Below are 18,169 nucleotides of genomic sequence, written 5' to 3'. Positions count from 1 at the left end.
CTTCGAGTGCGTGAAAATCGGACTGAACATCGGGTATTGGGGTGCCGGGGACGACTGGGCGAATCTCGAACTGGCCGGGGAAGCCGACCGCCTCGGGTTTTTCCGTGGTGTGGGTGGCCGAGGCCTACGGTTCGGACGCCGCGACCGTGCTGGCATGGCTGGCGGCGCGGACCGAGCGGATCGATCTGGGCAGCGCGATCCTGCAGATCCCGGCGCGCCGCCCGACCATGACCGCGATGACGACGGCGACCCTGGACAACCTTTCCGGCGGCCGGTTCCGGCTCGGGCTCGGGGTTTCCGGCCCGCAGGTCGCCGAAGGCTGGTACGGCGTCCCGTTCGGGAAACCGCTGGAACGCACGCGCGAATACGTGGAAATCGTGCGCAAGGCCCTGCGGTACGAACGGGTCCGCCACGACGGCGCGCATTTCCGGCTGCCGCTGCCGGGTGGCCCTGGCAAGGCTTTGCCGCTCGCGGTGCCGCCGGTGCGCGAGCACATCCCGCTCTACCTCGCTTCGCTCGGCCCGAAGAACCTCGAACTCACGGGCGAAATCGCGGACGGCTGGCTCGGCCTGTTCTTCTCCCCCGACCACGGCGGCGAGGCGCTCGCCCGGATCCGCGCGGGCCGCGCGAAGATCGGCGAAACGCTGGCCGGGTTCGACGTGGTGACGACGGTCCCGCTGGCGGTCGACGCCGACTGGCGAAGGGCGGCCGACCACGCCCGGCCGTATGTGGCGGGGTTCGTCGGCGGAGCGGGCAGCCGGGAGCGCAACTTCTACCGCGACCTGGTGGCCCGCATGGGCTACGAAGCCGCGGCCGACGAGGTGCGCGAGCGGTACCTGACGATGGACTACGACGGCGCGATGGCGGCGATCCCGGTGGAGTTCCTGGACGCGACGTCGTTGCTCGGCCCGAAGGAGCGGATCGCCGACGGGATGCGCGCTCTCGCCGAGGCGGGGGTGACGACGTTGGCGGTGTCGCCGGTGCACGACGATCCGGCGGCGAACAAGGCGGCGCTGCGGTGCGCGGCGGAGGCTCTCGAGTCGGCCGGGGTGGGCGACTGACGCGAGGCGGAGGCTCTCGAGTTGGCCGGGATGGGCGACTGACGCGAGGCGGAGGCTCTCGAGTCGGCCGGGGTGGGCGACCGACGCGACCGGAGGCTCGGCAGCGGCGTCGAGCCTCCGCATCGCGCATGGTCGGCAACCGGCGCGGGCCGGGCTTGCCTCCGCACCAGCCCGGAAGCTCCGCCTCCGCACCGGCGGAGGCAATCCCGCTGCGAGCGCGCCGGCCTACCGCGGCTGCTCGCCCGCGGGCCGTCACTGCTCGGCGGCGTACTGCCAGAACTCGCGCATCAGCTCGGTCGGTTCCGGGCTCGTCATCTCGACCTGCGTCAGCAGGACCGTGACCGTGCCCGTCGCCGGGAGCAGGTGCCACGCCGTGCTCGCGCCGCCGACCCAGCCGTAGCGGCCCGGGACCTCCCACGGCTGCTTCGCCTCGACGTCGACCGCGCCGCCGTAGCCCCAGCCCTGGCCGCGCAGGAACACCCGCCCGGCCTCGCGCTGGGCCGGGGTCAGGTGGTCGGCCGTCATCCGGTGCACCGACTCCGGTGTCAGCAGCCGGTGGTCGCCGGCGGTGCCCTCGTCCAGCAGGAACCGGGCGAACGCGAGCAGGTCGTCGGCCGTCGAAACCAGGCCCGCCGCGCCGGACGGAAACGGCGGTGCGACGCTCCACCGGCCCTCCGGCGAGTCGATCAGCCGCAGCCCCGCTTCGCCCGGCCGGTACGCGCTGGTGAACCGGCCCAGCGCCGCGGTCGGCACGGCGAACCCGGTGTCGGCCATGCCCAGCGGTTCGAACAGCCGCTCCGCCAGGAACTCCGGCAGCGGCCGGCCCGACACCCGCGCGACCAGCACGCCCTGGATGTCCGAACCGGTGTCGTAGAGCCACGCCTCCCCCGGCTGGTGGAGCAGCGGCACCTGCGCCAGCGCGGCCACCCACTCGTCCGGCGCCAAGGCCCGCGGCGCCGCCGCCGGGTGGCCCAGCACCTGCAGCAGCAGGTCGACCGCGGGCAGCGTCATGTCCGCCGCGAGGCCGTACCCGCAGCGGAACGTCAGCAGGTCGGCCACCGTGATCGGGCGGACGGCGGGCACGACGTCGTCGACCGGCCCGGCCGGCGTCCGCACGACCACCGGCGACGCCAGCTCCGGCAGCCACCGCGCGATCGGGTCGTCCAGCGCGAGCTCGCCCTCGTCGACGAGCAGCATGACCGCCGCGGCCATGATCGGCTTGGTCAGCGACGCGATGCGGAACAGCGAGTCCCGCGCCATCGGCACCGTGCCCCCGGCGTCGGCCGAGCCCACGGCCGCCACCTCGACCTGGTCGCCGTGCGCGACGAGGGCCACCGCGCCGGGCAGGTCCCCGGCGTGCCGCTTCAGCAGTTCGGTCAGCACGGTTCAGTCCACGGGGTTGATGGCGCGCAGGCGCCGCGGGCCGGTGTCGGGCCGTGACGGCGGCGGCCCCAGCACGAGGCGGGCGTTGGCGACGAAGGCGCCGTCCGGCGACGCCAGGATCGGGTCCAGCACCAGCGAGCGCACCTCCGGGTTGTCCTCGGCCAGCGCGGCGACGCGCAGCACCATGTCCTGCAGGGCGGCAAGGTCGGCGGGCTCGTCGCCGCGGTAGCCGGTGAGCAGCGGCGCCGTCCGCGGCTCGCGCAGCAGCGTGGCCGCGTCGACGTCGGTGAGCGGCACGGCCCGGTAGGCGCGGTCGCCCAGCAGCGTGCTGACCAGGCCGGACAGCCCGAACGACACGAGCGTGCCGAACGACGGGTCGTCCTGCAGCCCGATCACGCACGACAGGCCCTTCGGGGCCATCCGCTGGACGTACACGTCGTCGTCGCCGGAGATCTCGCGCAGCGTTTCGTAAGCGGAGCGCACGGCCTCTTCGGACGCCAGGTCGAGCCGCACCCCGGCCAGGTCGGGCCGGCCGCGCAGCCGCTCGTCGACGGCCTTGAGCGTCACCGGGTAGCCCAGCTCGGCCGCCGCCGCGACGGCTTCGTCCACTGTGGACGTGACGCGGAACGGGACGACGTCGATGCCGTAGCAGCCCAGCAACCGCACGACGTCGGTGTCGGACAGCAGCGTCGTCCGGCTGTCCTCGGCTTCGAGCAGCTCGCGCACGAGCCCCTGCGCCTGCTCGGTGTGGGTCCCGGATGGCCGCACCAGCGTGCCTTGCGGGCGCTGACGCCACGCCGCGTACCGGATTACCCCGGCGAGGGCGTTCACCGCGCGTTCCGGGCTCGGGTAGGACGGGATCGAGCCACGCGTCGGCACGCCGTCGTCCGTCGACACGGCCAGCTCGTCAGGCACGCCTTCGGCGGCGAGGAACGTCGAGACGATCGGCTTGCGCTGCCCCAGTTCGACCACGGTTTCGCGCAGGGCGCGCGCGTACGACGTGCCCGGGATCGCGACCGGCGGGGCGAACACGACGACCAGCGCGTCGGTGTCCGGCGAGGTCAGCGCCTCGCCGACCGCCTTGGCGAAGTCCTCCGGCCCGGCCTGCGGGCCGACGTCCACGGGATCGAACGCGAGCCGCAGCCCCTGCATGCGCGCGGTGTCGGCGGCCAGGAGCCCGATCGCGCTGGAGTTGCCGACGATGCCGATCCGCGGCCCGGCGGGCAGCGGCTGGTGGGCGAAGACGAGCGCGGTGTCGAACAGCTGCGCCAGCGACTCCACGCGCACGACGCCGGCCTGCTCGAACAGGGCCTGGACGCTGGCCTCGTCGATCTCCGTCGACGTCGCGGCCAGCTGCGGGCGCACCGCGTGCCGCCCCGACTTCACCGCGACGATCGGCTTCGTCCGCGCGAGCCTCCTGGCCAGCCGAGCGAACTTGCGCGGGTTGCCGAAGGACTCGAGGTACAGCAGGACGAGGTCGGTGTCCGGGTCGGTTTCCCAGTACTGGAGCAGGTCATTGCCCGAGACGTCGGCGCGGTTTCCGGCCGAGACGAACGTCGACAGGCCGAGGCCGCGCGACTCGGCGTCGGCGAGGATCGCCGTGCCCAGGGCGCCGGACTGGCAGAAGAACCCGGTGCGCCCGCGCACGGGCAGGCGCGGCGCGAGGGTGGCGTTGAGCCGGACGCCGGGCGCGGTGTTCAGCACGCCGAGCGCGTTCGGGCCGACGACGCGCATGCCGTGCGCCCGCGCTTCTCCGACCAGCCGCAGCTCGGCGTGCAGGCCGTGCGGCCCGGCTTCGGCGAAGCCGCTGGAGAGGATCAGCAGCGTCTTGACGCCCTTCGCGAGGCAAGCGTCCAAAACGGACTCGACGGCCTCGGCGGGCACCGCGACGACGGCCAGGTCGACCGGGTCCGGGATGTCCAGCACCGACGGGTACGCGCGGACGCCGCGGATCGAGCGGTGCTCCGGGTTGACCGGGTAGACGGTGCCGGTGAACGCGGCGGCCAGGAGGTTCACGAAGGCGACGTGGCCGACCTTGCCCGGCTCGGCGGAGGCGCCGATCACCGCGACCGAAGTCGGGTGCAGCAGGTTGTGCACGCTACGCGCTTCGGCGGCCTGCTCCCGCGAGCGCGCGACCGCGAGGGACTCCTCGGTCGGGTCGATGTCGAACTCCAGGTGCAGCACGCCTTCCTCGAACTCGCGGCTGACCTGGTAACCGGCGTCACGGAAGACCCGCACCATCGCGGCGTTCTCGGCGAGGACCTCGGCGACGAACCGGCGCAGCCCGCACTCCGCCGCGGCCGCGGCGAGGTGTTCCAGGAGGATCGAGCCGAGCCCGCGTCCTTGGTGCGCGTCGCTGACGACGAAGGCGACCTCCGCCGAGGGCCCGTGGTCGAGCCGCTCGTACCGGCCGACGGCGACGATGTCGTCGCCCAGGAAGGCGGCGAACGCGACCCGGTCGTGGTGGTCGACGGTGGAGAAGCGCTTGAGGTCCTTCTCGGGGATCCGTGGGTAGGCGCCGAAGTAGCGGAAGTAGCGGGTGCGCTCGGACAGCTTGCCGTGGAAGGCGACGAGACCGTCGGCGTCGGTGGGGACGATCGGGCGGAGGTGGACGGTGCCGCCGTCGGACAGCACGACGTCGGCCTCCCAGTCGCGGGGGTAGTCGAAGGGGTCCCGGCCGGCCATCGTCAGTCCCTGGGGTCGTCCGGGTCGAGACCGTGCAGGGGGAAGACGGCCCGGCGGGTGTCCCGGACGGCGACGTCGACCGGGTCGTCCTCGCCGTCGCCCCACGGCTTGAACTCGGTTTCGCGGTCGTCGGTCATCGCCGTCGGCAGCTCGGCGTGCGGCGCGGCCTTGCTGACGGTGGAGACCCAGCCGGGCGGCAGCGGCGTCGCCGGGGCGATGTCCCGGTCGAGGACGGTGGCGATCAGGTGCGTCCACGACCGCGGGACGACCCGGATCAGCTGGTAGCCGCCCCCGCCGACGGCGATCCACTTGCCGCCGGCGTAGGTCTCGGCGAGGTCGCGGAGGGTGGCGTAGATGGTGCGGTGCCCGTCGACACTCAGCGAGAGATCGGCGAGCGGGTCTTCTTCGTGCGAGTCGACGCCGCACTGGGTGAACAGCAGCTGCGGCTCGAAGTCGGCGAGCAGGGACGGGACGACGGCGTTGAAGGCGCGCAGCCACCCGGGGTCCCGGGTCCGCGGCGGCAGCGGCACGTTGACCGAGGTGCCGTCGGCCTTCCCGCGGCCGGTCTCGGCGGAGTAGCCGGTGCCCGGCCAGAGCGTGAAGGGGTGCTGGTGCATCGAGATGGTGAGGACGCGGGGGTCGTCGTAGAAGGCGGCCTGGACGCCGTCGCCGTGGTGGACGTCGGTGTCGATGTAGGCGATGCGGTCGAAGCCGTGGTCGAGCAGCCACGAGATGGCGACGGCGCAGTCGTTGTAGACGCAGAACCCGGACGCCTGGTCGCGCATGGCGTGGTGCAGGCCGCCGGCGATGTTGACGGCCCGTGTCGCCTCGCCTTCGGCGATCTTCCGGGCGGCGAGCAGCGTCGAGCCGACGACCAGCGCGGAGGCGTCGTGCATATCGGAGAAGACGGGGTTGTCGGAGGTGCCGAGCCCGTGCCCGACGTCCCATCCGACAAGCGGCGCCTCCCGCACGGCGGCGATGTACTCGGGGGCGTGGATGCGGAGCAGTTCCTCGTCCCCGGCGCTGGTGGGGACCAGCAGCGGCACGTTGTCGAGCACGCCGAGCTCGGTGGCCAGCCGGACGGTGAGCTCGAGCCGGACGGGGTTGAACGGGTGGTCCCCGCCCAGGTCGTAACCCAGCAGGGCGGAGTCCCAAACGACAGCCGGCGACATGCGGTCGACTGTAGTGCCGATCGCGGAGATCCGTGACTTCGAAGACCGCTCCGGCACGCGGTGAAAGCCGCGAAGGCCTCCTTACCGGCATCTTGGGCCGTCAAGGAGGCCTTCACGGCTTTCGGGGGTCCGGTCAGCCGGGGAGGGTGCCCGTCGCCGCGGGGCGGTGCGGGTCCCGGGACCAGTGGGACCACGAGCCCGCGTACAGGCCCGCGCCCGGGTGGCCCGCCAGCTCCAGTGCCAGCACCACCGAGCTCGCCGTGACCCCCGAGCCGCAGTACGCGCCGACCGGCTCGCCCGGGCGCAGGCCCAGGTCCGCGAACCGGGCGGCCAGCTCCTCGGGCGCGCGCCAATGGCCGTCGTCGTCCGTGTGGGCCGCGAACGGTGCGTTCACCGCGCCCGGGATGTGGCCCGCCCGCGGGTCGACCGGCTCGGTCTCACCCGTGTAGCGCGGGGTGGCGCGGGCGTCGAGCAGCAGTCCGTCGCGGGCCAGCGCCGCCGCTTCGTCCGCGTCGAGCACCGGCATGCCGCCCGGGCGGACCGTGACGTCGCCCGGCTCCGGCCGCGCGGGGTCCGCGCTCACCGGGTGACCGCCGGCGATCCACGCAGCGTAACCACCGTCGAGCACTGCCACCTCGTCGTGGCCGGCCCAGCGCAGCAGCCACCACGCCCGCGCGGCCACCGAGCCGTCGGCGTCGTCGTAGACCGCCACCGGCGTGCCCGCCCGCACGCCGGCCGCGCGCAGATCACGCTGCAAGTCGGCCGGATCGGGCAGCGGGTGCCGGCCGCCCTCGCCCGGCTCGCCCGCGAGCACACGGTCGAGGTCGGTGAAGACGGCGCCGGGCACGTGGCCTTCGCGGTAGGAATCGGCGCCGGGCGGGCCGGCGAGCCGCCAGCGGACGTCGAGGACGACGGGCCGGTCCCCGGCCGGGCCGGCCAGCGCGGCGGCGAGGTCGGTGGTGCTGATCAGCGGACGCATGCCTCCCATCTTCCAGCGGCCGCCCGCCCGGCCGCGCCGGGGTGCGGACATATCCGTCACCGGCGAGTTGTTATCTCTGAGGGCCGCCGCCGCTGTCGGGGTCAACGACTACGATGAGCAACGCGGACGAAGGGGACAGCGTGAACGATCTCATCGACACCACCGAGATGTACTTGCGTACGATCTACGAGCTCGAAGAAGAAGGTGTCGTTCCGCTGCGCGCCCGCATCGCCGAGCGCCTGCAGCAGAGCGGCCCGACCGTGAGCCAGACCGTCGCCCGCATGGAGCGCGACGGGCTGGTCGTGGTGGCCGACGACCGGCACCTCCAGCTGACCGACCACGGCCGCGAACTGGCCATCGCCGTCATGCGCAAGCACCGCCTGGCCGAGCGTCTCCTCGTCGACGTCATCGGGCTCGAGTGGGAGCACGTGCACAACGAGGCGTGCCGGTGGGAACACGTCATGAGCGAGGCCGTCGAGCGCAAGCTGGTCAAGCTGCTCGACCACCCGACCACCTCCCCCTACGGCAACCCGATCCCCGGTCTGGACAAGCTGGGCGACGGCGACCCGGCACCGCCCGCCGAGGCCGACCTCGTCCGGCTCGACGAGTTCGCCCGCACCGGCGGCGGCCGCGTCGAGATCCGGCGCATCGCCGAGCACGTCCAGCTGGACGAGTCGCTGATGACCGAGCTCAAGTCCGTCGGCATCGTGCCGGGCGGCACGGTCACCATCGGCCGGGCCAACGGCGGCACCGTCGAGGTCACCGGCGGGGACACCACCGCCCAGGTCGCCAGCTCCGCGCTGCACGCCGTCCTGGCGCTGGCCAGGTGAGCCCGGCTTCGGAAGCCGCGGCGGCGTTCCGCACGGTGCACGGCGGCGAGCCCGCCGGCGTGTGGTCCGCGCCGGGGCGCGTCAACCTGATCGGCGAGCACACCGACTACAACGACGGCTTCGTGCTGCCGTTCGCCCTGCCGCACCGCCTGGCCGCGGCGGCGTCGCCCCGCGAGGACGGCGTCCTGTCCGTGGCCACCCTGGGCGACGACGGCCAGCTCCAGCGCTCCGGCGAGCTCAAGATCGCCGACCTGGCGCCGGGCACCGTCGACGGGTGGGCCGCGTACCCGGCGGGGGTCGCCTGGGTGCTGCGCGACCAGGGCTTTTCGGCGGGCGCGAACCTGGTGGTCGCCGGGGATGTGCCGTCGGGGGCGGGGCTGTCCTCCTCCCACGCGCTCGAGTGCGCGGTATCGCTGGCGTTGCTGGGCCTGGCCGGGCTGGAGCTGGGCGCGCCCGGCGACCGCGTCCCCACGCGGCCCGAGGTCGCGCGGTGGGTCCAGCGTTCGGAAAACGACTTCGTCGGCGCGCCCACCGGCTTGCTCGACCAGACTGCGTCCCTCTGCTGCACCGAGTCGTGCGTGCTGTTCCTCGACGTCCGGTCGGGCGAACAGGAGCAGGTGCCGTTCGGCCTGGCCGATGCCGGGCTGCAGGTGCTGATCATGGACACCCGCACGAAGCACTCGCACGCCGAGGGCGGGTACGGCGAGCGTCGCCGCGGCACCGAACGGGCCGCCGAGCTGCTCGGCGTCAAGGCGCTGCGCGACATCACCGTCGAAGGGCTCTCCGCTGCCCTCGACCGGCTGCCCGACGACCTGGTGCCGCTCGTGCGGCACGTCGTCACCGAGAACCAGCGGGTGCTCGAGGTGGTCGAGCTGCTGCGCGCCGGCCGGCTGGCCGACATCGGCCCCTACCTGGACGCCTCGCACGTCAGCATGCGCGACGACTACCGGATCTCCACGGCCGAGCTGGACCTCGCGGTCGACTCGGCGCGGGCGGCCGGCGCCCTCGGCTCCCGGATGACCGGCGGCGGCTTCGGCGGCTCGGCGATCGCGCTGGTCCGCGACGCCGACCTCGACGGGGTCAAGGCGGCCGTCGAAGCGGCGTACGAGAAGGCCGGCTACCGGCGGCCGCGGATGTTCACCGCGGTGCCCTCCCGCGGCGCCGGACGCGACGAGCTCTGAGGCCGCGCGGGTCCGCTCGGGGCAACCCCCGCGCGGACCCGCGCGTCGCCATGGGGGAAGACTGAGACGCACAGTCAGCACCCTCGGCAGGAAGGCCTGGACGTGTCGGAACAGAGCAACGCCCTGAAGCTGGTCGTCACGGGCGGAGCCGGGTACGTCGGCAGTGTCTGCGCCGCCCGGCTGATCGAGGCCGGGCACCAGGTCACCGTCGTCGACGACCTGTCCACCGGCCACGCCGACGCCGTCCACCCGGACGCGCGGTTCGTCGAGGGCGACGCCGCCGAGGTGGCGGGCAGCCTGCTGCGCGAGGGCTTCGACGGCGTGCTGCACTTCGCGGCCAAGTCGCTGGTCGGCGAGTCGATGACGGAGCCGGCGAAGTACTGGGAAGGCAACGTCGTCACGTCGCTGCGGCTGCTCGAGGCCATGCGCGAGCACGGCACGCCGCGCCTGGTGTTCTCCTCGACCGCGGCGACCTACGGCGAGCCGGAGCAGTCGCCCATCCAGGAGTCCGCGCCGGCCCGGCCGACCAACACCTACGGCGCGACGAAGCTCGCGATCGACCACGCGATCACCAGCTTCGCCGGCGCGCACGGGCTGGCGGCGGTGAGCCTGCGGTACTTCAACGTCGCGGGCGCGTACGGCGCGTTCGGGGAGCGCCACACCACGGAAACCCATCTGATTCCCCTCGTTCTCCAGGTCGCCACGGGCGACCGCGAACAGATCAAGATCTTCGGCGACGACTACCCGACGCCGGACCGCACGGCGATCCGCGACTACATCCACGTCGCGGACCTCGCGGACGCCCACCTGCTGGCGCTGAAGCACGCGACGGCGGGTGCGCACCGCATCTACAACCTGGGCAGTGGCACGGGGTTCTCCGTGCTCGAGGTGATCGAGGCGTGCCGCGAGGTCACGGGGCACCCGATCCCGGCCGAGGTGGCGCCGCGGCGGGCGGGCGATCCGTCGGTGCTCGTGGCGGCCAGCGACCGGGCCCGGGCAGAGCTCGACTGGAAGCCGGAGCGGACCGAACTGACCGGGATCGTCCGGGACGCTTGGCAGTTCACCCAGTCCCGCCAGGGCGCTCAGGGCTGAGGTCGCCGCAACCCGCCGAGCCGGCGTTCACCCAGGCCGACGCCGCCGCCGCTCAAGGCTGACCTTACCGAGCCTCCGAACGTCCACACGCGACACCCAACGGCAAGCCCACACCGGGCTCCCCGAAGTCCGGCGGAGCCAGGCCGAAGCCCGACAAACCCGTCGGGTCCGCGGTCAGCGCCAGGCCCAGCAGCTGGCCCGGGGGCATGCCGTGACTCAGCACTGTCCTCAACAACCCGGCCAACACGTGGTCCGGCTTCGCCGCCAGCGCATTGTCCAAGGCCATGCCCGCGAACGTGCCGTCGCCGCGCATGAAGGCCGTGTATCCCAGCAGGGCCGCCGCTTCCGCGCGTGCCGGGGCGGGGAGCTCCTGGACCAGCGTCAGCCACAGGCGCTCCGCCTCGCGCGCGGCCGGGGTGTGGGGTGGGACCGCCATCCCGAGGCACATGTCCCGGATCTCCGGGAGTTTCAGGGCGCTCGCGAGCAAGACCGCTTCCTCGTCCGTCGGCGGCCCCGAACCGCGCACCTGGTGCTCGAACGCCGCTCGGATCACCGACGCCGCCTCGGAGACGCGTGTCGCTTCGGGCCAGGGTGATGAGGGCTGCCGGGCCAGCGCTTCGGCGCGGCGGGCCAGCGCTTCCGGCGAACGTGGGGCCAGCAGCATCTCCAGCTCGTCGCGGCTGTCGAACGCCACCGTGCCGCCGCCAGTCGCGACCGCCGCCACCACGGTCGAGCGGGGGTCCGGCAGCTCGCCGCCGCAGTCCGGGTCCGCGTAGCACCCCCACGGTGCGCCTTCGCTGATGTCCGCCACCCACATCGCGTGCAGCACCGGGAGGCCGAACTCGCCGAGTGCGTCATCCAGCAGCTCGACGAAGCCCGCGTGCGGCGGCGGGCTGCCGGGTCTTCGCCGGCCGCCGATCACCACCAGCGTCACGCCCGTGTGCGGGGCCAGGGCGAACCGCGGGGCGAGCGCGCGGGCCTGGTGGGCCTGGTCTTCGCGACGCGGGATTTCGCCGCGCAGCACCAGGCCCAGCCGGTCGCCCGCGGGTGCCCGGTGGCCGAGCAGGACGACGGAGTTCGCGGGCCGGAACCCGATCAGGTAAGGGAGCGCGGCCAGCAGCTGCGCGGGGCTTCGGAGGTCGACCGGCGGCCGGCCGGTCGGGGTGGCAGTGGTCATGCCTCCACCGTGGGGCAAGACGGGGCCGGCTGGGGCGGTGGCGGCAAATCTGTGGATGGCCGGGGCCGATGTGGACGGAACCGACCGGGAGCCCGCCGGTCGGCGGGTTTTTGTCGGTGGGGCGGGCTAGAGTGCCCGGCCCCACCGACCGGCCTGGCTCAGCCGCAGTGCTCGAAACCGCTTTCGTAGGTGTTGCTGCCGACCGAGCCGCCCCACTTCACGCAGGTCGCTTCGGCGGTCTTCTTCACCGGTCCGGCGTAGTAGGTGAAGCTGCCGGAGTCGGTCACCCGCGCCGCCCCCTGGACCTCGAGGAACGCCGAAACCGGGCTGGCCGTGCCGAGCGACGTCGCCTTCAGCGTCGTCACGCAGTTCGCCTTGGTCGACGCGTTGTACAGCAGGTAGGTCGTGCCGGACGAGCCGGCCAGCGCCTGCTGGTCGACGACGGAGAAGCCCGAGCCGCAGACCTCTTCGGCGGAGTACGGGTTGCCGCCGCAGTTGTTCTTGCTCGTGAAGTTCGTGTGCCCGTAGTACGGCACGGCGACGCCGTTCAGCTTCGCCTTCTGCACGACACCGTTCAGCCGCTCTTCGAAGTGCAGGTGCGGGCCGGTGACCCCGCCGGTCGCGCCCGCTTTGCCGAGCTCCTTGCCGCCGGCGACCGACTGCCCGACCGAGACCTCCTGGGCCGACAGGTGCGCGTACCGGGTGCGCCAGCCGCTGCCGTGGTCCACCTCGATCCACTTGCCGTAGCTGGTGCTGCCCTCGTCGGCGACCCGCGTCACCGTGCCGGACGCCGCGGCCAGCACCGGCATGCCCGTGATGCCCGACTTCTGGAAGTCGACCGAGTACTCCGGGCTGTGGCCGCTGAACGTCGCCGCGGTCACGGTGACCCCGCACTTGAACGGCACCTGGAAGTTCGGCGCGGCCGACGCGGTCGCCGAGCCGGCGAGGGTGAGGCCGAGCGCGGGCAGCGCCGCGGCGGCGGCGAACACGGCGAGCCGTCGCAACCTGGACATGGGCGAACCTCCTGACGAACGGGACATCTCGACACCACGAAGGGAAGCCCGCGTCGGTACATTTTCCGTACAAGCACCCGCGGAGGCCACCCGAAGATGATCATCCGACAAGCCGGATTCCGCCGGTTTCCCCAGGCCCAGGACTGGGTGCGCTGGGGGCTCATCGCGGTGCCGATGTTCGCCGCGATGCCCCGGGCGAACACCCTCTCGTGGGTCCTGATCGGGATCACCCTGACCCTGTCGCTCCCGCTCCTGTGGATCCAGGGCGTCAGCGGCGGGCACCGGCTCGTGCCGGTCGTGACCCTTGCCGTGATCGCGGCCGCGGGCACCCTGTGGGCGATCGTGCCGAACAGCTGGGCCTCGGTGACGATGTTCAGCACCACGTTCTTCGTCGTGCTCTGGCAGCCGAAGGTGCCGATCATCCTCGCGGTCGCCCTGGACCTCGCCGCGATCTCGTTCTGGGCGGGCTACCACCACGCCTGGGACGGCGCGCTGCCGACGTACGCGATCGTCGCCGTGATCGTGCTGCTCGGCCTCAACCGGCGGACCCGGATCGCCCGGATCGAGCAGACCGAACTGGCGCTGGCCCGCGCGCAGACGGCCACCGAAGAGCACACGCGCGCCGCCGCCCTGGCCGAACGCGCCCGCATCGCCCGCGAGCTGCACGACGTCCTCGCGCACTCGCTGGCCGGGCTGTCCCTCAACCTGCAGGGCGCGCGGCTCATGCTGGTGCGCGACGGGGCGAGCCCGGACGCCGTCGCGCAGATCGAACGGGCGCAGAAGCTGGCGTCGGAAGGCCTCGCCGAAGCCCGCAAGGCCGTCGCCGCGCTGCGCGAGGACGCCGTCCCGGTCGAACGCACGATCGCGGACCTCCTCACCGCCTACCGGCTGGACAGCGGGGCCCGGGCCGACCTGACGGTCGAGGGCGAACCGCGCGAACTCGCCCCGGCGGTCGGCACCGCGCTGGTCCGCGCGGTGCAGGAGGCACTGGCCAACACGCGCAAGCACGCGGCGCGGGCCGAGGTCGACGTCACCCTGGACTACGGCTCCGGCAGCGTCGCGCTGACCGTCGCCGACCGGCAGGGCAGGCACCCGCCGGACGCGCCGGCGGCAGGCTACGGTTTGCGCGGGATGAGCGAACGGGTCGCGCTGCTCGACGGGCGGTTCGAGAGCGGGCCGGGGGAGGACGGATGGCGGATTCACCTGACGGTGCCGGCGTGACGCTGCGCGTCGTGCTGGCCGACGACCAGGCGGTCGTCCGGGAAGGCCTGGTCACGCTGCTCGGGCTGCTGCCGGGCGTCGAGGTGGTCGGCGCCGCCGCCGACGGCCTGGGCGCCCTCGACCTCGTCGCCGAGCACCACCCCGACGTCGTGCTCGTGGACCTGCGGATGCCGCGCTGCGACGGCGTGGAGACCACCGAGCGGATCCGCGCCGAGCACCCGGGCACCGAGGTCGTCGTGCTGACCACCTACGCCGACGACGAGTCGCTGCTGGCCGCGTTGCGCGCCGGCGCCCGCGGGTTCCTCACGAAGGACGCCGACGCCGAGGCGATCGCCCGGGCGCTGCGCTCGGCGGCCGCCGGCCAGTCCACAGTGGACGGCGAGCTGCAGCGCCGGCTCGTCGAGGCCGCCACCCGCAGCGCACCCCAGCGGGTCAAGGAGATCGAAGGCCTGACCGCCCGCGAGATCGAGGTGCTGCGGCTGATCGCGGCGGGCCTGTCGAACACGGAGATCGCGCGCACGCTCGTCGTGAGCGAGGCGACCGTGAAGACCCACGTGAACCACCTGTTCACCAAGGCCCGGCTGCGGGACCGCGCGCAGGCGGTCGCCTTCGCCTACCGGACGGGCATCGCGGACTGACTCACCTGGCAGTCGGAGTGGCGCCGCCGCGCTCCTGTCTCGCGGCGATCTCCGCGATGAGCCGGAACGCGGAGTCCCGGCCCTGGTCGTCCGCCACTTTCGAGACCAGGAAGTTGGCGAAATACAGGTGGTGGGTGGCCACCAGTCGGTCATGGAACGTGCCGATGGACTTCACGGTCTCCGTGAACATCCGGAGATAGACGACCGCGATGAAGTTGCCGAGGATCCCGCCGATCGCCCCGAGCGCCGCCACCAGGATCTTCTCGAGCGCCCCGGCCGGGTCCATAGTGCGGAGCAGGACAAACGCGACCGCGATGACCGAGAACCCGGCGACGATGCAGAAGATCCCGGTCAAGAAGATCAGCCCGCGCTGCCGGAGCGCTTGGTCGTAGTACCGCTTCAGCTGCTGGCTGTGCACCTGGAACAGTTTCATCGCCCGAGGTTCCAGTTCCTTGTCCTGGAGTGATTCGACGATCTCCTGTTGGTCGCGGATCGCTGCGATGTCTTGGAACAGTGAGAGTGCTTTCGCCCGACCCCACGCGCCATACGCCAGCAGTACAGCGCCGCAGAGGACAGTCAACGCAAAGACTCTCGCGGAGCCGGTCAAAGTGAACACGAACCCGCCGCCCACAATGCAGAGCACGGCCACCAAGATCGTCGCGGCCGAAAGCCACCTCAGCCGATGCCGTCGTGTATCCATCCGGCGTACTCGATGGTCGATCGCAGCAGAGTCAGAGGAGAGAACCGGGTCGGTCTTCTCCACCTCCAGATCGCGGCCCGGACTCCAGCCGGCTGTTACCCGAAGTGGCTGGTCGAGCAGTCTTTCACCGCGATGTTTCAGCGCTGGGATGAAAACCTTCAGCAACGCGAGGACTTTCATTTCGAACCGCGTGCCCACCGTAAGACGGCTGAACCTGCCCAGGTTCAGCCGTCCGTAAGCGTAGAGCCGGGCGGTGATGACCACGCTCTTCGCGTCGAGCTCGAGAGTGCCGCTTCGGACGTCCTTGAACTGTTGCCGCGCCGCGCGCAGGAGCAGCTTCTCCCCTCCGCTCACGAGCTCACCGAGCTGGGCCGCGGCAAGGGATGACCCGTTCGCGGCCCGGAGGGTCACCCTGACCGAGATCATTTCTCCCGAGGAGAGAACGAAATCAGTCGCTGCCCGGAGTTCCTCCAGTTTCACCATGGCTTCCTCCTCGGCGGTCTCGGCCGTCGCCACCGGGGTCGAAATCCGGGCGACCGGCGTTACCCACCGGAGACGAAGTTCAGAGCAGTCGCTGGGTGAACCCCGCCGCGGCCAGCCGGCCGAACGCCCGCTCCACCACGGCCGGGACGTCCTGCGGGATCACGAAACCGAGCTCGGCGTACGCCGTGATCCGCTGCGTCTCACCGACGAGCATGCTGATCACCCGGTCGGCGTCCTCTTCGCCGGTCAGGTGGTCCTCGAACGACACCGCTTTCGACGCGCACACGATGTCGACGCCGGGCCAGAGCCGCTTCGCCGTGGCGTAGGCCCGCCGCTGCTGGTAGGGCCGCGTCACCAGCGTCACGGACCGGATCTCCCGCTCGGCGAGCAGCGCGCGGGTGAACACGATGTTCTCCCCCGTATTGCGTGCCTCGGGCTCGACCAGGATCACCTCGTCGGGCACGCCGAGTTCCAGCGCGATCTCGCGGTAGTGGACCGCCTCGCCGCGCGGGAAGCGCTCCACCGTCGTCGGCGCGTTGGCCCCGGTGAACACGACGAGCGGGAACCGCCCGGCGTGGAACAGCTCCGCCGCGTGGACGGCGACGCCGGGATCGCGGCTGCCCAGCCCGATCCCGGCGTCGGAACGCCGGGGCTCGTGCCGCAGGTCGTGGTAGTCCCACAGCGTGCGGACGTCGGCGTCGAGGTGCTCCGGCAGCATCAGCCGAACGCGGCTCGCAGGGCCGGCTTGCCGCCCGTGACCGGGAGCGTCACCGACGTCTTGGTCAGGTCGAGCGCCAGCCCCGCGCCCGGCTTCGGCCGCAGCGTGTAGTCGTGGTCGCTGGACGCCAGCAGGAACTCCAGCCGGTGACCCGCCGCGAGGATGTAGTCCTTCGGCATCAACTCGACGCCGATCCGGTAGGTCTGGCCTGGCGTGATCGGCTCGGTCCGAGCCGGTGACGTGCGGTTCTGCGGGTCGGTCCAGCCGCGGCTGATGATGTGGGACGTGCCGTCGGGGGCGCGGTCGAGCAGGATCGCGGAGACGTTCGCCGCGGGCCGGTCGAACGCCAGCGCCAGGTCGGCCCGCACGGTGCCCGAGAGACGCACGGACTGCTTCGCCGCCGAAGTCGCGTACAGCAGCCGGTTGCCGGACGACGCGAGGCCGGCCAGCTGCTCGATCGTCTTCGACGAGTCGTCGGCGAGGGTTTCGACGGCTGCCGTACCCGGCACCGGGTTCCGCGTGTCGATGGCGCCCTTCGAGCGGCCGCCCGGCCACGGGTAGACGCGCACGTCGGACGTCCCGGGTGCCGGCCAGTCGGCCTCGTCGGTCCAGGACAGGTCTTCGCGCTGGATCGTCGCCTTCGGCTCGTTCTGGATGCCGTTGTCGATGCCGTAGAGGTAGTGCGACATCCATTTGTTCAGCGTCGCGAGCCAGACGTCGCGCCGCAGCGTGTACGGGTCCGCGTGCGCGGCCTGGTGCAGCCAGATCTTGTGCTCGACGCCGTGCGCCTTCAGCGCCTCGTACCACTCGGCGACCTGGTCGGTCTTGACGTTCCAGTCGTTGAGGCCGTGCACCGCGAGCACCGACGCGTGCACCTTCGCGACGTCGTTGCGGTAGTTGCGGACGTCCCAGAACGGCGTGTAGTCGCCGGTCACGCGGTCCTGGTCGCGGGTCAGCCCGTCGATCACCGATCGGCAGACCTGCCGGTCCGCGCGGGTGTAGACGTACTCGGCGAGCACGTCGGCGTCCTCGCCCTGGAAGCCGCCGGCCGCGACGACGGCGCCGTCGTTGCGGTAGTACTGGTACCAGCTGGAGATGGCGGCGATCGGCACGATCGTCTCGAGGCCTTCGACGCCGGTGCTCGCGACGGCGTTGGGCAGCGTCCCGTTGTAGGACACGCCCATCATGCCGGTCTTGCCGGTGCTCCAGTCGGCCTTCGCCGCGGCGCCGGCGGCGTCGCGGGCGGGCGTCCGGCCGTTGAGCCAGTCGACGACCGAGCGCGCGCCGATCGTCTCGTTGACGTCACCGGTGGTCGGGCAGCCGGTGGAGAGGCCGGAGCCGAGCGATTCGCCGTACACGACGGCGAACCCGCGCGCGGTGAAGTAGTCCTGGTAGCGCCAGGTGATCGGGGTGGCCGGGCCGACGCCGTGCGCGACGACGCGCGGGCCTTCAGGAGCGCGCGCGTAGCCGGGCGCGGAGAGCTCGACGTCGACGTCGTGGTTCGCGACGTCGTTGCCGCCGGCGTAGTACGGGCTGGCCTGGTAGACGACGGGGACCTTCAGGCCCTGCTGCGTCGCGCGCGGGCGTACGACCTGGGCGTGCACGAGGTCGTCCTGGCCGTCGTGGTCGCTGTCGACGGGCGCGGTGACCCAGACGTCCTCGCGGACGACGTCGGCCGGGTCGAACACGGGTTGCGCCTGGCCGCCGGTGAAGACCGGGCCGGGCGGATCGGCGGCTTCGGCGGTGATCGCCGTGAGCGGCAGGGTGGCCAGTGCGAGGAGCAGGACTGCGGTTCGTGCGGCTTTCACTCAAACCCCCAAGCCGGGCGAAGCGGAC

14 protein-coding genes and 1 pseudogene are annotated in these 18,169 nt (G+C 72.5%); 6 read left to right on the top strand and 9 right to left on the bottom strand.

What is annotated here, in order from left to right; genetic code table 11:
* Nucleotides 1-10 precede the first annotated feature (10 nt).
* Nucleotides 11-1,061: pseudogene (locus AB0M59_RS37675) on the top strand (LLM class F420-dependent oxidoreductase).
* A 252-nt stretch (nt 1,062-1,313) separates the two neighbouring features.
* Here the strand turns inward: AB0M59_RS37675 and AB0M59_RS37670 are convergent.
* The 4 genes from AB0M59_RS37670 to AB0M59_RS37655 all read right to left on the bottom strand — a co-directional run bounded on the left by AB0M59_RS37670 (nt 1,314) and on the right by AB0M59_RS37655 (nt 7,280).
* Nucleotides 1,314-2,444 (bottom strand): serine hydrolase domain-containing protein, encoded by a 1,131-nt coding sequence (locus AB0M59_RS37670; protein WP_364624990.1) that lies wholly within the window; start codon nt 2,442-2,444, stop codon nt 1,314-1,316.
* A gap of 3 nt (nt 2,445-2,447) precedes the next feature.
* Nucleotides 2,448-5,129: a GNAT family N-acetyltransferase gene (locus AB0M59_RS37665; RefSeq protein ID WP_364624988.1), complete on the bottom strand. Its 2,682-nt coding sequence runs from the start codon at nt 5,127-5,129 to the stop codon at nt 2,448-2,450.
* 2 nt (nt 5,130-5,131) lie between these two features.
* Nucleotides 5,132-6,301 (bottom strand): acetoin utilization protein AcuC, encoded by a 1,170-nt coding sequence (locus AB0M59_RS37660; RefSeq protein WP_364624986.1) that lies wholly within the window; start codon nt 6,299-6,301, stop codon nt 5,132-5,134.
* A 133-nt stretch (nt 6,302-6,434) separates the two neighbouring features.
* Nucleotides 6,435-7,280: a sulfurtransferase gene (locus tag AB0M59_RS37655; RefSeq protein WP_364624984.1), complete on the bottom strand. Its 846-nt coding sequence runs from the start codon at nt 7,278-7,280 to the stop codon at nt 6,435-6,437.
* Nucleotides 7,281-7,393: 113 nt separating this feature from the next.
* On the opposite strand from AB0M59_RS37655, the gene AB0M59_RS37650 reads away from it, so the two are divergent.
* The 3 genes from AB0M59_RS37650 (at nt 7,394) to galE (ending at nt 10,383) form a co-directional block, all read left to right on the top strand.
* Nucleotides 7,394-8,110, top strand: a complete 717-nt coding sequence (locus AB0M59_RS37650) for a metal-dependent transcriptional regulator (RefSeq protein WP_284741136.1) — start codon at nt 7,394-7,396, stop codon at nt 8,108-8,110.
* Nucleotides 8,107-9,291 (top strand): galactokinase, encoded by a 1,185-nt coding sequence (gene galK / locus AB0M59_RS37645; RefSeq protein ID WP_364624982.1) that lies wholly within the window; start codon nt 8,107-8,109, stop codon nt 9,289-9,291. The genes AB0M59_RS37650 and galK overlap by 4 nt, the downstream gene beginning before the upstream one ends.
* A gap of 102 nt (nt 9,292-9,393) precedes the next feature.
* Nucleotides 9,394-10,383, top strand: a complete 990-nt coding sequence (galE, locus tag AB0M59_RS37640) for a UDP-glucose 4-epimerase GalE (RefSeq protein WP_364624980.1) — start codon at nt 9,394-9,396, stop codon at nt 10,381-10,383.
* Nucleotides 10,384-10,447: 64 nt separating this feature from the next.
* On the opposite strand, the gene AB0M59_RS37635 is transcribed toward galE, so the two are convergent.
* Nucleotides 10,448-11,560 (bottom strand): DUF4192 domain-containing protein, encoded by a 1,113-nt coding sequence (locus AB0M59_RS37635; RefSeq protein ID WP_364624978.1) that lies wholly within the window; start codon nt 11,558-11,560, stop codon nt 10,448-10,450.
* A gap of 158 nt (nt 11,561-11,718) precedes the next feature.
* A complete protein-coding gene (locus AB0M59_RS37630; RefSeq protein WP_364624976.1) occupies nt 11,719-12,573 on the bottom strand; it encodes a M23 family metallopeptidase in 855 nt (284 codons plus the stop codon).
* A 96-nt stretch (nt 12,574-12,669) separates the two neighbouring features.
* Here AB0M59_RS37630 and AB0M59_RS37625 point away from each other — a divergent pair, with 96 nt between their 5' ends.
* Both AB0M59_RS37625 and AB0M59_RS37620 read left to right on the top strand, forming a co-directional pair.
* A complete protein-coding gene (locus tag AB0M59_RS37625; protein ID WP_364624974.1) occupies nt 12,670-13,794 on the top strand; it encodes a histidine kinase in 1,125 nt (374 codons plus the stop codon).
* Nucleotides 13,791-14,432: a response regulator transcription factor gene (locus tag AB0M59_RS37620; RefSeq protein WP_364625095.1), complete on the top strand. Its 642-nt coding sequence runs from the start codon at nt 13,791-13,793 to the stop codon at nt 14,430-14,432. Before AB0M59_RS37625 ends, AB0M59_RS37620 begins: the two co-directional genes overlap by 4 nt.
* Before the next feature lies 1 nt (nt 14,433).
* On the opposite strand, the gene AB0M59_RS37615 is transcribed toward AB0M59_RS37620, so the two are convergent.
* The 3 genes from AB0M59_RS37615 to AB0M59_RS37605 form a co-directional block, all read right to left on the bottom strand.
* Entirely contained in the window at nt 14,434-15,615 is a 1,182-nt protein-coding gene (locus AB0M59_RS37615; protein WP_364624972.1) for a hypothetical protein, read from the bottom strand.
* A gap of 79 nt (nt 15,616-15,694) precedes the next feature.
* Nucleotides 15,695-16,333: a YdcF family protein gene (locus tag AB0M59_RS37610; RefSeq protein ID WP_364624970.1), complete on the bottom strand. Its 639-nt coding sequence runs from the start codon at nt 16,331-16,333 to the stop codon at nt 15,695-15,697.
* The gene (locus tag AB0M59_RS37605; RefSeq protein WP_364624968.1) at nt 16,333-18,141 is read right to left on the bottom strand and encodes a Xaa-Pro dipeptidyl-peptidase; all 1,809 of its coding nucleotides are present in this window, start codon (nt 18,139-18,141) and stop codon (nt 16,333-16,335) included. The genes AB0M59_RS37610 and AB0M59_RS37605 overlap by 1 nt, the downstream gene beginning before the upstream one ends.
* Nucleotides 18,142-18,169: the final 28 nt, after the last annotated feature.

The sequence above is a fragment of the Amycolatopsis sp. NPDC051371 genome, from assembly GCF_040682155.1.
In the GTDB taxonomy this organism is placed as follows: Bacteria; Actinomycetota; Actinomycetes; order Mycobacteriales; family Pseudonocardiaceae; genus Amycolatopsis.
The sequence above is the reverse complement of the archived record's forward strand: the minus strand, read 5'-3'. Positions and strand labels throughout refer to the sequence as shown.

Excerpts from the sequence above, each read along its gene's own strand:
- AB0M59_RS37610 (WP_364624970.1), bottom strand. The coding sequence starts at position 16,333 with ATGCTGCCGGAGCACCTCGACGCCGACGTCCGCACGCTGTGGGACTAC.
- AB0M59_RS37655 (WP_364624984.1), bottom strand. The coding sequence starts at position 7,280 with ATGCGTCCGCTGATCAGCACCACCGACCTCGCCGCCGCGCTGGCCGGC.
- AB0M59_RS37615 (WP_364624972.1), bottom strand. The coding sequence starts at position 15,615 with ATGGTGAAACTGGAGGAACTCCGGGCAGCGACTGATTTCGTTCTCTCC.
- AB0M59_RS37650 (WP_284741136.1), top strand. The coding sequence starts at position 7,394 with ATGAGCAACGCGGACGAAGGGGACAGCGTGAACGATCTCATCGACACC.
- AB0M59_RS37630 (WP_364624976.1), bottom strand. The coding sequence starts at position 12,573 with ATGTCCAGGTTGCGACGGCTCGCCGTGTTCGCCGCCGCCGCGGCGCTG.
- AB0M59_RS37660 (WP_364624986.1), bottom strand. The coding sequence starts at position 6,301 with ATGTCGCCGGCTGTCGTTTGGGACTCCGCCCTGCTGGGTTACGACCTG.
- AB0M59_RS37625 (WP_364624974.1), top strand. The coding sequence starts at position 12,670 with ATGATCATCCGACAAGCCGGATTCCGCCGGTTTCCCCAGGCCCAGGAC.
- AB0M59_RS37665 (WP_364624988.1), bottom strand. The coding sequence starts at position 5,129 with ATGGCCGGCCGGGACCCCTTCGACTACCCCCGCGACTGGGAGGCCGAC.
- AB0M59_RS37635 (WP_364624978.1), bottom strand. The coding sequence starts at position 11,560 with ATGACCACTGCCACCCCGACCGGCCGGCCGCCGGTCGACCTCCGAAGC.